This is a genomic window from Lacticaseibacillus boliensis, assembly GCF_054784775.1.
Window position 1 is genome coordinate 1 of sequence record NZ_BAAIHN010000015.1, and the last position, 14586, is coordinate 14586.

Consider the following 14586-nt stretch of genomic DNA (forward strand, 5'->3'; position numbering starts at 1 on the left):
TGATGGTTTTCGTCGACTCAACCTTAGCATATAGGCGCACCCAATGGGTGAAACACCAAAGCAGCGCAGTCCCGTGTGAATCATGGGATTGCGCTGCTTTTTTGAAATTCTATGAATAATCCAGGTAGATAATTATTGTGAACTGTCATTTTGCCAGTGAAAGGTCGATGTATGGCTACCATCTTGTTGCAGTGGGGCGTTGATTGCCTGATTTCCATTCTTGCGTTAGCGGGGTATGTGACCTATTATAATCAGCTCCTTAGCGACACGGCTCAGCATCCGCTGCGGATCGATGTGATGATCATCGCCGTAGCGTGTGGGTTGCAGCTGGCCCAATGGATCGATCCGGTACGCTTCAAGTTATACGCGAATCTACAGTTGCTGGTGTTGGCTTTTCCGTTGCTTGGCACCGATGTGAATCGTCACCACTTGGTCGTTCGCTTTATTGGCTTGGCGGTGTTTACCGCACTCAACCATCCGGGGTTAGGTTGGCCGCAGTATGTTGCCGCGTTTGTCGGGCAAGCTGTTGTTGTTGCCATCATGGTGCGCTGGCACGATCTGCTGCGCGAGCATTTCATTGCCAATTCGGCGATCATGCTGATCTTGGTGGCGGGCTATTGGTTGCCGCGAGCAGACATCAACTTGATCTCGCGGATCGGCTTGATTGTGACTTATCTCGTGATTTCAGGAGCCAATTTCTGGTATTGGCTGGCCTTACGACACGCGGATCGCCGATATTCACAACTGGCCCACCGGGTCGATTTTGATCCGTTAACCGACGCCGCCAGCTACGCTTTGTTTCGTCGTGACGCGCAAAAGGCGTTTGTGCATGCCCGAAAACAGCACGCGTCGCTAGTCATCATGATGCTCGATATCGACTATTTCAAGCGTGTCAATGATCATTATGGGCATCCGGTCGGGGATGCGGTGTTGGTGGCGGGCTTGCAGCGCCTGGAGCAGGTGTTGAAGTCTTTTGGTGCGCGGATCTACCGCACCGGCGGCGAGGAGTTTACCGTGATCCTTGCTGACGCAACACTTGCCGGCGCAGAATCTTTGGCGATCCGGTGCCGCCAAGCGATACGTGAAGCCCCGCTGGTCGTCGATGACCTGCAGATCGATGTCACGATTTCGATCGGGGTCGACGCTTTGAACGCGACAGACACGGGGATCGATGAGTTGTATGCGCGAGTCGATGCTGACTTGTATCGCTCCAAGGCGCGTGGCCGAGACACGATCACCGTTAATCAAAAAACGTTGTGGCGGCATGATCGCCTGACGATCAGCCACTTTTTTGCAGAATATACGCAACCGATTATCGCCCTTGCTGACCGCAAACCGTTGGCATTCGGGATCGATGCTCGGTACTGGAAGGAAAAGGCCAAAGACTGGGTCCAAGCGGATCGCAACAGTATGTCTTTGCACGAGACGTTACGTTTCTTAGCAGACGTCGTGCCGCTGTTAAAAGCCACCGCCGTCCAGCTGGTGTTGACGCCAGAGGCCTTCGTTGCGCCGGCGACCTTACCGCGGTTGAAAAGCTGGCAGGCGGATCATGCACAGGTCCAAACGATCCGGGTGGTGGTGGCGGGCACGCCGCCGTTAGCAGTATTGGCCGAGCTTGCCCCTCATTACCGCCAGGCAGGGTGTGAGTTGTTGTACTATCCGCAAACCTCGCAGGATTCTTGGCAGGCGTATTTGCCGTTTGTCGATGCTTTAGTGATTGCGCTCGGTGATGACCGTGAGCACGTCGAGGCCAAGGCGAACGCGGCAAAAATCGCTGGCTTGGCCATTTATGCGCAGCAGGTCGACAATGAGACAGAACTTGCCCGTGCACAAGCGATTGGGGCAACTTCAGCCAGTGGGGAGTTCTTCGGGGCGCCTGTGTTACCGCAAGTAGCGGCACGTACGAACCGCGATCAGGTGATATAGGTAATGCCAGCAAAAATGAATGGCGCCACAGCGCATCCGTCAAGGATGTGTTGTGGCGCCATTTGTGTATCGACTTAATGGACTTCAGTATCAGTGGCCTGTGCGAGTTGTGCTTGGCGGCGATAGGCGGAAGGCGTGATGTCGAATTGTTTTTTGAACGTGTGATCGAAGTTAGCAGGGTTCTTGTAGCCCAAGGAAAAGCCGATCTCGGCGACGCTTTGGGCCGTCATCGCCAGCATCTTCTTGGCTTGGTTCATGCGGATGAAACGCAGTTCCGCGGAAAATGGTTTTTTAAACAGATCATGGCATAATCGCGAGAAGTAGTTGGGTTCATAGCCGAAGTATTCTGCTGCAGACTTCAGCGTGACGGTGTCGATATGAGCCATGATGTAGTTCAAAATTAGGCCGACTTGATGGGCCTTGTCCGCGCCGCGTAGGTTGTCTTCTGGAAAATCAGATTCGATGATCATCATCGCGTTCAGCCGGGCACGGGACAATTCGGTCAGCAGTAAGTTGGCGACCATCGAAGCCTCGTAACGCAAATATCCGTCTTGCGGTTTCATCAGCATTAGCCTTGCCAGCTGTTCGCAATAGCCGTTGGTCAGCTCATGGGCGATGCGCCGGAAGACGATATGGGCGGTGTCGGTGCTTTGCAGGAAGCTAGTAATCATCGCGTTTGGCCCGATGCCAACGGTGTTGGCGACCGGCAGGATGAAAAAGCGTGCCTGCAATGGCCGTGACGCCCCGTAGGCTTCGAGCTGGGCCGGCATCGCGTTATGGATCAAGACGATGTCGCCGGTTTTCAAAGAAAGTGGTCGCCCTTTCAGCCGCAACAAGCAGTCGCGCCGGCACTGAATGATGGCGAGTTGCGTCCCGCCTGCTTCTGGATCTGGCGGGGCGTTTAGAGGGTCGAGGTCCAACTCGACGGTGTTGGCACTCCAGATGGCTTGATACATAACGGGACCTCCAATGTTTAATCATAATTGTCTATATCTGACATTCTAGCACAAATCGGGTAACTGTGCGGTGGCATTTTCAAGTTGAAGACAGCAATTCATAACAATAACGACAATTTGCAGTATGGGGTTTACCTCGAAACTAATCTACAATGAAGCTATTGAACCCAGTAGGAGGGATATCATGGACGAGAAATTCTTAGCTGTTTTGGCACACGAAGGTCCGGTCACCATCGTCTCGGTCAACGGGAACCCGGCACATGTGGTCAACACCTGGATGTCATATGTGACATTGTCAGATAACCAGTTGTTGATCCCGGCTGCGGGGATGCACAGCGTCGAACAAGACATGGCCAAAGACAACCATCTTGTGTTGACGTTCGGATCCAAAGAAGTGATTGGCACAGTCGGTCCAGGCGCAGGCTTTCACGTCCATGGTACCGGCGAATTCATTGATCACGGCCCTGCCTTCGAGCAGAAGAAAGCGCAGTTCCCGTGGGTGACCCGGGTCCTCGTGGTCACGATCGATGAGGTTCAACAAAAGATCTGATTGCCTGTTCTACCATGTCACAGAACGATCGGATAAGTTAAATAAGGACGAAAAAAATAGGATTGGCTGCGGCCAGTCCTATTTTGCTTTAATTGAGACGTTGAGGGGTTCGATCACCAATCTGCAAGGTGATCCGCCAGGTTTTGCCGGCTCTGGTAGCAGTGGCGACGTAGTGTTCATCACTTTCCCAAGTGTCGAAGAACAAGCGATAACCGTCGTCTTCTTTTTGGAGGCCGTCTTCCATGAGTAAAGCGGTTTGCGGATAGCCATTGCGAGCAAGTTTGGAAAACAGCTGCTTCTCAACAGCGCGACGTTCACGAGCTTCATGGTTAAATAACGTAGTAATTCCCATACTAATTACCTCCCAAAGAATTGATAACTATATTGTAACAAGTTCAGGCAGCAGATGCGAAGAAGGTTAAGCGATTTTAAGTGATCAGTGACTATCTTAACGAAAAAGTTACAATGTAAATGTATGCCCGAAAAAAATCCCACCATCTGCGAGCGATGGTGGGAATAGAGAAGGTGGATCAGTATTTGGGGAGGAGATTAAGACATTACTTGCTCTGGTCGTCGAGCTATGCAAAGCAACGCGGGTACAGCTAGCTACGCCATTTGCACTCGGGGCTAAGAACCGCCCCAAGCACGATAGCTAGGCTACCTGACCCGCTAAGTGCGCGCCACTTCGCTCTGGTATCGTCGAGCTATGCAAAGCAACGGAGGGCTGTCTGAGCTGTCCCAGTCACGCACGGCTGACGCCGCACGTACCTAGGCCAACTCAGACTCCTCCTAAAATCGCTTTGCTTCGCTCTGGTCGTCGAGCTACGTGGCGCAACGCGGGTACAGCTAGCTACGCCATTTGCACTCGGGGCAAAACCTGCCCCAATTGTAAATGGCTAGGCTACCTGACCCGCTAAGTGCGCGCCACTTCGCTCTGGTTTAGATCGAGCAGCTTTCGCACATGTTGGCGCCGACTTCTTCTGCATCGTCGGTGAAGGTGCGGATGTAGTAGATCGACTTGATGCCCTTGGCGTGCGCATAGTTACGCAGGATGTTGAGGTCGCGGGTGGTCATTTTGTCGGTGCGGCCTTCCTTCCATGGGTAGAGGCCTTCTGGGATCGTGGAGCGCATGAACAAGGTCATGGACATTCCTTGGTCGACGTGTTGTTGGGCCGCGGCGTAGACGTCGATCACTTTGCACATGTTGGTATCGTAAGCACTCTTATAGTAAGGGAGGGTGTCGTTGGCCAAACCAGATGCGGGGTAGTAGATCGTCCCGATGGTCTTTTCCTGACGGTCTTCGATCCGGTTAACGATCGGGTGTAAGGAAGAGCTGGTGTCGTTGATGTAAGAAATCGAACCGTTTGGCGCAACGGCCATCCGGTTTTGATGGTACAAGCCGTCAGCCATGACGTCGGCTTTGAGTTGTTCCCAGTCAGCCTTGGTCGGAATAGCGATGCCGGCGAATTGGTCCCGTACAGAATCGAACTTGAAGCCCCAGTCGCCGTCGATGTACTTGTCGAAGTAGGAACCATCGGCGTACTTGGAAGCTTCGAAGTTATGGAACACTTGCTTGCGTTCGCGGGCGATCTTGTTGGATGCCTTGAGCGTGTAGTAGTTCAGCAACAAGAAGTACTGGTTGGTGAAGTCCAGTGATTCGGGTGAACCGTAGTGCATGTGGTGGGTCGCGAAATACGTGTGGAGGCCCATGGCGCCTAAGCCGATGGAGTGGGCGAGGTCGTTGCCGTTTTGAACAGATGGCACAACGTCGATCTCGCTGTGGTCGGTGACGAAGGTCAAGGCGCGCACCATCGCGTCGACAGACTTCTCGAAGTCTTTGGTCTTCATCAGGTTCGGGATGTTGGTGCTGCCGAGGTTGCAAGAAACATCGGTACCCATCACGTCGTATTCTTGGCGGTTGTTCAAGACAGAAGGCGTCTGCACCTGCATGATCTCTGAGCAAAGGTTGGACATGATGATCTTGCCGGCGATCGGGCTGGCACTGTTGGCGGTGTCCACGTTCAAAATATAAGGATAGCCGGATTCTTGTTGAAGCTTGGAGATCTCGGTTTCCAGATCGCGGGCGCGGATCTTTTTCTTGGTGATGTTAGGGTTGGCAACCAGGTTGTCGTATTCCTTGGTGATGTCGATGTAAGAAAATGGCTGGCCGTATTCGCGTTCGACAGAGTATGGGGAGAACAGATACATGTCTGCGTCAGCCTTCACCAGATCATAGAACTTGTCAGGCACGATTACACCGAGGCTCAGGGTCTTTAGACGGTATTTTTCATCCGCGTTTTCTTTCTTGGCCCCTAAAAAGGCGATGATATCAGGATGGAAAACGTTCAGGTAAACGACGCCGGCGCCTTGGCGCTGGCCGAGCTGGTTGGAATACGAGAAGGAATCTTCCAGCAACTTCATGACAGGTAACACACCGGAAGCAGCGCCTTCGATACCTTTGATCGGAGCGCCACCTTCACGCAGGTTGGACAGCGTGATGCCGACGCCGCCACCGATTCGGGAAAGCTCCAAGGCGGAGTTGACCGCGCGGCCGATCGAGTTCATGTCGTCGGAAACTTGTAGCAGGAAACAAGACACCAGCTCGCCACGACGGGCGCGGCCGGCGTTCAGGAAGCTTGGGGTTGCCGGCTGGTAGCGCTGGTGGATCATTTCATCAGCGAGTGAGCGGGCGAGGTCTTCGTTACCATCGGCGAAGAACAAGGCGTTGGCAAATACGCGGTCTTCAAAAGATTCGAGGTAAGCTTCGTTATCGTCGGTCTTCAAGGCATACTGCGCATAGAATTTGTAGGCAGCCATAAAGGACTGGAAGTGGAAGCCTTGGTTGGCCAAGTAATCGGTCAGCTCTTGTTTGAAGGCGAGGGAATATTTGTTAAGAAAGTCCGCTTCATAGTAGTCGTTGGCCACCAAGTAATCGAGGCGCGCTTGAAGCGAGTCGAATTTCATGGTGTTGGGTTCGACGTTTTCATTGAAGAATGCGGCCAGCGCTTCTTTGTCTTTGTTCAACGGAATCTGGCCGTTCACGGGAATATTAATCTCGTTATTGAGTTTGAAATAGGTGACTTGCTCTGGATCGATCGCTTTGAGGCCCATGACTGTTGCTCCTTTAAAGTAAGTAATTGAGAATAATGCTATAATACTGTATATTGTGTTTAGGGTCAAACGCTAGGCAACATATTGCGTTTAGCGGCTTGTGCATAGCTGTGGTAAAATTAGCGCGCAAGTGACATTTTAACACCTAATCAGAGAGGGAGCACATCACATTATGGAAAATTATCAGGCGATTAACTGGGACCGCGTCTCCGACGCTGTCGACAAGGCGACATGGGAGAAATTAACCGAGCAGTTCTGGTTGGATACCCGGATTCCGGTGTCTAACGATATGGACGACTGGCGTGAACTCGACAGCACCCATCAATGGGTGGTCGGGCATGTTTTCGGGGGCTTGACGCTGTTAGACACCGTGCAAAGCCAAGACGGGATGCGGGCTTTGACGACCGGCGCCGTCACCCCTCACGAAAAAGCGGTGCTGAACAACATCCAGTTTATGGAAAGTGTCCATGCGAAGTCTTACTCGACCATTTTCTCCACGCTGAACACCCAGCCTGAAATCGATGAGATCTTCCAGTGGTCTGACTCCGAAGAATACCTACAAAACAAGGCGCAGTGGATCGTCGACTTGTACCGCAACGATCCAGATCCCTTGCACAAGAAGGTCGCCAACGTCTTCCTCGAAACGTGCCTCTTTTATTCCGGTTTCTACACCCCGCTGTATTACCTGGGTAATAACAAGCTGAATAACGTTGCCGAGATCATCAAGTTGATCCTTCGCGACGAAAGTGTCCATGGCACTTATATCGGTTACAAGTACCAGATCGGCTACAACCAGTTGTCTGATGCGGAAAAGCAAAAGCAAGACGACTGGGCTTATGATCTCTTATATAAGTTGTACGACAACGAGGAAAAATACGCGGCGCTTTGCTACGACCAGGTCGGCTGGACCAAAGAGGTCATGACGTTCGTCGAATATAACGCCAACAAGGCCTTGATGAACCTCGGCAAAGACGGCATGTTCCCGACAACGGCTTCTGATGTGAACCCGATCATCATGAACGGGATCAACACGACCACCTCCAACCATGACTTCTTCTCGCAAGTCGGCAACGGCTATCTGCTCGGCCAAGTCGAAGCGATGAGCGATGACGATTACAACATCGATGTCATCTCTGACCCGGAAGCAGGCGATAACAAATGATCAACCTTTTTTATGTGTCGATTTCCGGCAACACCCGCGCCTTTGCCAAGCGGCTGGTAGCCTATGCTACCAAGCAACATGAAATAGACGCTGCCAATCCCGAGATCAACGCGGTCGAATACAGCGAATCCGTCGACGTCGAGATCATGGACAAACCGTTTTTCGCCATGGTGCCCACCTATCTCGATGGTGGCGACGGCATCAACAACGGCTACAAAGAAGTCATGACCTTAGATTTTCGTGACGAGCTGGATGCCGGCAATACCGATAATCTGTTGGGCATCATCGGTAGCGGCAACCGTAACTTCAACGCCCAGTTTGGCTTGACCGCCAAACACTACGCGCGGCGTTACAACTCCCCGGTGATTGGGATGTACGAGTTACGCGGCAATGACGAAGAAGCCGCGAAGATCTACACCGCTTTGTGCAACTATCAGCGCGATTATGACAAGCGCGGCGTGAAACGGATGTTAGTTCACTAAGCGGCTCAAACAAATAGCGTCTCTGACACACGACTCTTAGAAAGGGTGCGTGCCGGAGACGCTTTTTTGTACGTGAGATGGAGAGTACGGTTGTCAGCAGCAAGGTATCTTGTCAATACAGTCCCCAGCGGACTAGGCCACCGCTGAAATGCCCAGATGATCGGGTTTCCGGGGTGTATTTCCCAGGAAATATCACGCGAGATGAGTAACACAGCAAACTTTAATCTTCTCTTTAGATGCGGTATACTATAACAGATTATCTATCGGTCGATATTTTGGCATTTGTATTGGGGGGACTTGTGTGAATATGGATATGAGCACACATGTCGTGACACGGGGGACGGCACCACTTAGCACGTCGGTGTGGTTTGCACAATTGTTGATCACATTCATGTTTGCATCAGGCTTTATCAATTATTATCGCCGCTTTTGGCAATATGCGCTCGTTAGGCTTAAGGATAAGCCGGTGATGCAATGGGTGATGCGGATCGCGATGATGGTTGGGGCCATCGGCATCGGTACTGGGTTACATATGGTAGGCTGGCTTGTGTTCACCAATGCCAGTGGATTGATGTTTCATAACATGGGACTGTTTGTGCTCACGTTCATCTTGTTAGATCAAAACATTAACTTGGGCGAGTATGGGATCCGGGTGTTGGGAATCGCAGATGTTTTGTTGATGCACCACATGGGGTATTATGACCGCCCACAGTTCACGATCGCATTGATCGGCATGGCAATCGGGCTCGTCGTTTTTCGGGTTTGGCGCAGTCAGATCCGCTACCATGTTGTGCGGCATACTTTGGCTTATCTGTATCTAGGCGTTTGTTTCTGGACGCTTTTACCACCACATTCTGCGGGACTTGTGATCACGCCAATGATCGTCTGGCAGGGGCTTTCGATGTACTTGGTGATGGTGATCGTGACGGCCTTTACGCTGGCCCACGACCATCAGGTGGACCTGCAGAATGCGGCTAACGCGCAACTGGCCTAATATGATAGCCTGACTAACGCCAAAAGCGCCTCGATCTATCGGCGTGACGTGACGCGCTTTTTCCGAGAAGCGCGTGACAAAGGCTATCATCTGACGGTTGCGGCGATCGATATCGATCACTTCAAGCAGATCAACGATCATTACGGACACCTGGCCGGCGATGAAGTCTTGATCGGGGTAGCAAGGACAATCGCAGACGAATTGCAGCGCCACGTTGGCCAGCATTCGCTATACCGTACCGGTGGCGAGGAATTCAATATCGTGTTCATCAACACTAACCTCGATGCTGTCCAAGAAATCGTGTTGGCAGTTTGGAAGGCTGTCCAGTCGCAACAATTTACGGCGGGGGCGTATGCGATTAAAGCGACCCTGTCAATCGGAGTCGCGGAGTTAAAGCCAGATGACAAACGGTTCGATGACGTTTTTGCCCGGGCCGATGCCAGCTTGTATCAGAGCAAACATAATGGTCGCAATGCGATCACGATCGGCGAGCATACACTTAATTCTAACGTCCGCCATCACGTGCTGGCTACGCGGACATTGATCAGCCAGAAAGTGATCGATGCCAGAAAAGACCAAGCCGTTGTCGCCCAAGAGGTGTTGTTGGCACGATATGAATATGACCATGATCGCTGGAATTTTCCCACCAAGTTTACGCTACCGATCGATGCCCAGCTGGACTACATCCAGCAGCTGTTGGATGCGGGTGAAAGCCGATTGGTGATGTTGCATTTGACCCCGCTACAGCTGACAAACGCTGAGACCCCGGCGCGGTTAGCCGCATTCATCGAGAAACAAGCGGTGTCGGCTACCTTGATCGTGGAAGTCGACCACTCGATCGATCCGCAACTATTGCATGAAGAAGCGCCGCGCTATCATAAGCGAGGCATGAGTATTGCCTTGATCAACCTTGATGCTAATTTGCCTTTGGAAATCTTAAGAAAATATCTTGAGGTGGTCGACCTGCTCAAGGTCTCCTGTGCCAATCTGCGTCGGCGTTACCCTAACGGCCCCGGAGACGAAGAGATCACCCAATGGCGCAAGCGCAGTAAGCAGTATGGGTTGATTGTGACTGGCATTGAAAATAGCGTTGATGCTGATTTTGCGATCCGGGTCATGCACGCTCAATATCTGCAAGGTTATTACTTCGACAGGCCGGAGTTGCCGCGCTTGGCATGAAAATCAAGTTCCTTAGAAGACACAAAAATGGCTGGCGAAAATATTCGTCAGCCATTTTTGTATGGTTAAGCCCCCACCAGCGCCAAGAAACGTTGGTGCAACCGTAAATCTGAGGTCAGCTCCGGATGGAAGGCGGTCACTAAGAGGTGCTTGTAGCTTGCCGCGACGATGCGGCCTTCACCGACTGTGGCCAACACCGAAACCGTTGGGTCGACACTCTGGTAATACGGTGCGCGGATGAAGACGCCGGGAAACGGCGTCGCCAGGCCTTCGACGACCAGATCGGCTTCAAAGCTTTCGCGCTGGCGACCGAAACCGTTGCGCTGGACCTGAGCGGGTAGCGCATTGAAGGCTTCTGGTTGTGCGAGCAAGACCATCCCGGCACAGGTGCCAAAAACTGGGAGCCCATCTGTGATCAATTGCTTGATCGGGGCCATCATGTTTTCGCGTTCTAAGAGCATTCGGATCGTTGTGCTTTCGCCGCCTGGTAGCACTAGCCCAGAAATGTCGTGCAAGTCCTGAGGTTCGCGGATCTCTCGTGTTGTTGCGCCAAGCTGATGCAAGGCGGCAATGTGTTCTGAAACAGCGCCTTGAAGCGCCAATACACCAATTGTCATTGAATGTCACCTTCTATATAATAATGGCCTGCTCAGATCCCACGCTCGGACATCTTATCAGCTTCGGATAAGGTACTGAGTTCGATCCCGCGCATCGGCTTGCCTAGGTGCTTGGAAGCTTCAGCAATCAACGCATAATCGGTCGGATGCGCGGTGGCGGTGACGATGGCTTTGGCGAACTTGGCCGGATTTTCTGACTTGAAGATCCCAGACCCAACGAAGATGCCGTCGGCGCCGAGATTCATCATTAAGGCCGCGTCGGCAGGCGTGGAGACACCACCTGCCGCGAAGTTGACGACGGGCAGCTTGCCCGTGGTATAAACCTCCCTGAGCAGATCGAGCGGGACGCGGTAATCGCGGGCGAGGGTGACCAGCTGATTTTCAGAAGCCGCGTGCACCTTGGCGATGTCTTCGTTGACCCGCTCCATGTGGCGGACGGCCTCGACGATGTTGCCGGTGCCAGGTTCGCCTTTGGTCCGTAGCATCGAGGCCCCTTCAGCGATCCGCCGGAGGGCTTCACCGAGATCACGACAGCCGCAGACAAAAGGTACCTTGTAATCGCGCTTATCGATGTGATAGTGATCGTCGGCAGGTGTCAGCACCTCGGATTCATCGATGTAATCGACACCGATCGCCTCGAGAATGCGAGCTTCTGCGATGTGGCCGATGCGGGCTTTTGCCATCACCGGGATCGATACGGCGGCCATGATGTCTTCGATCATCGCCGGGTCAGACATGCGGGCGACGCCACCGGCGGCGCGGATGTCTGACGGGACGCGTTCGAGTGCCATGACCGCCACTGCACCAGCGGCTTCTGCAATCTTTGCCTGTTCCACGTTGGCGACATCCATGATGACGCCGCCTTTTTGCATCTGCGCCATGCCGCGCTTAACAAGAGTTGTTCCAGTTTCTGCCATATTTTTCCACCTCAATTGATAAAGTGTTTCTAGCATAAGGGAGGAATGGCAGACTGAACAGGGCCAATTGGCTGGTAAAAAAACCACCCAATTGTGCAGACGGAGAAATATTGTCGGCATCGCGACATTAAAATTAGGCGAGCAAGTGCCCGCCTAATCAGTATTATTGTTTATCCCAATCCTTGACGGTTTTGGCCATCTTGTCGTCTTCTGCTGGCTTGAGATGGAACATCATTCGAAAGACCAGGACCAATAAAATCACCACGCCGGTGGTGAAGACCAGATCCGGCGCCATCCGTGCCCACAATAGTTTGGCAACGAGCGGGTCGTGATAGAAGCTGAGCAGGCGTGCGTGCCAGTAGCCATGCTCTAAGGCATCTTTGAGTTGCAAGAAACCGACCGGCATCAAAGAGATGAAGACCATCCCAAGCAGACCGACATTCAACAAGCCTGCTGCCCACCGGATCCATTTTTCAACCTTAGGGGTCCAGAATTCCTGCTTGGTGACGTTGCGCATGACGTAAAGCATCACGGCCAAGCTCAAGAAGGCGTAGACGCCGACCATCGCGCCATGGGCATGGGCGGCCGTCCATTGGGTACCGTGTTCGAAGTAATTGATGGCTGGCGCATTGATCAAAAAGCCCAAGGCCCCAGCGCCCAATGCGTTCCAAGCACCGGTCGAGGCGAGGAAGATGAACGTGCCTTTGTAAGGAAATTCGATGTTCGACTTTTTAAACACGCGGTAGTGCGTATAGGCTTCCCAAACCAAAAGTGATAAGGGAATGACTTCCAGCGCGGAAAAGCAAGCACCCAACGCCAGCCAGATACTGTTGTCACCTTGCCAGAAAAAGTGATGGCCGGTACCAATGACACCAGAGCCTAACAGTAGGATCAACTGGAAGTACAGCGCCCGGATGGTGGACTGGCTGGTGGTGAGTTTCATGTCGACCATCAACCAGCCGATCAGGATCACCGCGAAGGCTTCAAAGATCCCTTCGACCCACAGGTGGACGATCCACCAGCGCCAGTAATCCGCGAAGGTCACGTGAGAGTTAGGCATGATAAACAGGGAGGCGAGGTAAAAGGCGGGGATCGCCAGCGCCCCAATCAATAGCAGGGTCGTCAAGCGGGTGCGGTCGGTGCTGGTTCCGGCATTGCCTTTACGCCGGATAGCCGGGATGAAACCGCGCAATAAGATCACGATCCATAAGGCCATGCCGGCAATGAACAGCAGTTGCCAGAATTTGCCCATTTCGACATATTCCCAACCGGAGTGGCCGAATAGCCACCAGCCTTTCTTGATCAAGCCGAGGATGTCACCCCATTCACCGAGCATCGAGCCGCCGACAACCACCAGCAGTGCCCAAAACAAGATGTCGACCAAGAGGCCTTGCTTTTTCGGTTCGTGGCCTAAGACGCGAGGGACGATATACATCCCGCCGCCAAGCCAAGAGGTCGCGATCCAAAAGATTGCCAGTTGTAGATGCCAGGTCTTCGCGAGGTTGAATGGGAAGACGTTTTGGATAGGGATGCCGAAGAACTCGTTTTCGACATAGTAATGCGCCATCAGCTCCCCGAGCATGATCTGAACGACAAACATCGCCATAACGATCAAGAAGAATTTAGCGACCTTGCGTTGTGATTTTGAAATCGCCTGGTCGGGATCGATCACCGGTTCTTGGCCAGGGGCGTAAGCAAAATCCATGTCCAAGTTGAAGCGGCGTTCAAACCAAATGATAACGCCGGTGGCGCCGACTAGTAATGCCACAGACAGTGCCGTCCATAACATTGCCGCTGATGGCATCACGTTGCCGGCATCGAGATCGTAGGGCCAGTTGTTTGTGTACGAAAAATTGCGCTCTGGCCGGTTCGTCGATGATAACCATGCGCCCCAAAAAATGAAATAGGACAGATGTTTCACCTTGTCGCCTTTGGTCATGAAGTTCGTGGTTTCCTGACGCTTGATCAGATTCTCAGGTAGCCCCGCTTGCCGGGGATTATTGACGAATTGTTTCTCGTAGTAGGTGCTGAGATAACGCAAGCCGGCAGCCTGAGCCGCGGTCAGCGTTAAAGTATCTGTAGATTTCGTGTAGCGATTGACGCGGATCTCTGATTTGACCTTGCCTTTGATCCCGTCTTGTTGGACTTCGTTAAGTTGCTGCCAGTTGCGATGGAAAAGTTTCTGAGCGTAGTAATTATCCATCCCTTTCAGATAGACATGTAGCCCTTGTGCCGTGTAGTCGGGACCCAGATAGGACCCGTTCCCCAGATAGGTCCCGTAATCGGCTAGCCCGTAGCGCTCAAAGACGGCCTGGCCAGAGATGAGTTGCTTGTGTGAGACCAGCTCTGTTCCGTTGTTATCAACGATGCGCGCTGGTCGCGGCGCTTCGCTCTTGAAAATCAAGAGCCCGCCGGCGATCAAAACAGAAAACACGGTTACGAGAATGATCAACAGTGTTCGCCGGAGCCGCCGGTATGGATCGGTTATTGATGATGGCATAGCTTTCCCCTCCAAAGTATTGCAATCGCTTTCTAGAGATGTAACACCTTGGATTTTATCCTAAATCCGGCTATCATTCATCAATGCTGGTATCATTATTCTTTTAATTATCGTGGTATATTCTTACTAATTGTGATTTCACTTAAGATGTTTCTATTTTCAAGAAAACGATTGTATTTTTATATCTTGCCA

12 protein-coding genes are annotated in these 14586 nt (G+C 52.4%); 6 read left to right on the plus strand and 6 right to left on the minus strand.

The genetic code is table 11. From position 1 onward, the window contains the following. The first annotated feature begins 171 nt into the window (after window positions 1-171). Window positions 172-1926, plus strand: a complete 1755-nt coding sequence (locus tag ACYVRB_RS07610) for a GGDEF domain-containing protein (RefSeq protein WP_461214557.1) — start codon at window positions 172-174, stop codon at window positions 1924-1926. A 74-nt stretch (window positions 1927-2000) separates the two neighbouring features. Here ACYVRB_RS07610 and ACYVRB_RS07615 read toward each other — a convergent pair whose 3' ends face one another. Beyond that, window positions 2001-2882: a helix-turn-helix transcriptional regulator gene (locus ACYVRB_RS07615; RefSeq protein ID WP_461214558.1), complete on the minus strand. Its 882-nt coding sequence runs from the start codon at window positions 2880-2882 to the stop codon at window positions 2001-2003. 184 nt (window positions 2883-3066) lie between these two features. Between ACYVRB_RS07615 and ACYVRB_RS07620 the strand changes: the two genes are divergently transcribed. Beyond that, entirely contained in the window at window positions 3067-3432 is a 366-nt protein-coding gene (locus ACYVRB_RS07620; RefSeq protein ID WP_461214559.1) for a pyridoxamine 5'-phosphate oxidase family protein, read from the plus strand. A gap of 88 nt (window positions 3433-3520) precedes the next feature. On the opposite strand, the gene ACYVRB_RS07625 is transcribed toward ACYVRB_RS07620, so the two are convergent. Both ACYVRB_RS07625 and nrdE read right to left on the minus strand, forming a co-directional pair. Next, complete coding sequence (locus tag ACYVRB_RS07625; RefSeq protein ID WP_461214560.1) at window positions 3521-3784, minus strand: hypothetical protein; 264 nt, start codon at window positions 3782-3784, stop codon at window positions 3521-3523. Window positions 3785-4371: 587 nt separating this feature from the next. Then, complete coding sequence (nrdE, locus tag ACYVRB_RS07630) at window positions 4372-6543, minus strand: class 1b ribonucleoside-diphosphate reductase subunit alpha (RefSeq protein ID WP_461214561.1); 2172 nt, start codon at window positions 6541-6543, stop codon at window positions 4372-4374. Between the two features lie 172 nt (window positions 6544-6715). Between nrdE and nrdF the strand changes: the two genes are divergently transcribed. From nrdF to ACYVRB_RS07650, 4 genes are all read left to right on the plus strand, one after another. Then, window positions 6716-7705, plus strand: a complete 990-nt coding sequence (gene nrdF, locus ACYVRB_RS07635; RefSeq protein ID WP_461214562.1) for a class 1b ribonucleoside-diphosphate reductase subunit beta — start codon at window positions 6716-6718, stop codon at window positions 7703-7705. Next, a complete protein-coding gene (locus tag ACYVRB_RS07640; protein WP_461214563.1) occupies window positions 7702-8187 on the plus strand; it encodes a class Ib ribonucleoside-diphosphate reductase assembly flavoprotein NrdI in 486 nt (161 codons plus the stop codon). Before nrdF ends, ACYVRB_RS07640 begins: the two co-directional genes overlap by 4 nt. A gap of 307 nt (window positions 8188-8494) precedes the next feature. Next, complete coding sequence (locus ACYVRB_RS07645) at window positions 8495-9181, plus strand: hypothetical protein (protein WP_461214564.1); 687 nt, start codon at window positions 8495-8497, stop codon at window positions 9179-9181. A gap of 9 nt (window positions 9182-9190) precedes the next feature. Continuing rightward, complete coding sequence (locus tag ACYVRB_RS07650; RefSeq protein WP_461214613.1) at window positions 9191-10360, plus strand: bifunctional diguanylate cyclase/phosphodiesterase; 1170 nt, start codon at window positions 9191-9193, stop codon at window positions 10358-10360. A gap of 65 nt (window positions 10361-10425) precedes the next feature. Here ACYVRB_RS07650 and pdxT read toward each other — a convergent pair whose 3' ends face one another. The 3 genes from pdxT to ACYVRB_RS07665 all read right to left on the minus strand — a co-directional run bounded on the left by pdxT (window position 10426) and on the right by ACYVRB_RS07665 (window position 14394). Then, the gene (gene pdxT / locus ACYVRB_RS07655; RefSeq protein WP_461214565.1) at window positions 10426-10977 is read right to left on the minus strand and encodes a pyridoxal 5'-phosphate synthase glutaminase subunit PdxT; all 552 of its coding nucleotides are present in this window, start codon (window positions 10975-10977) and stop codon (window positions 10426-10428) included. A gap of 32 nt (window positions 10978-11009) precedes the next feature. Then, window positions 11010-11894, minus strand: a complete 885-nt coding sequence (pdxS, locus tag ACYVRB_RS07660) for a pyridoxal 5'-phosphate synthase lyase subunit PdxS (RefSeq protein WP_461214566.1) — start codon at window positions 11892-11894, stop codon at window positions 11010-11012. Window positions 11895-12057: 163 nt separating this feature from the next. Beyond that, window positions 12058-14394, minus strand: a complete 2337-nt coding sequence (locus ACYVRB_RS07665; protein ID WP_461214567.1) for a nitric-oxide reductase large subunit — start codon at window positions 14392-14394, stop codon at window positions 12058-12060. Window positions 14395-14586 lie beyond the last annotated feature (192 nt).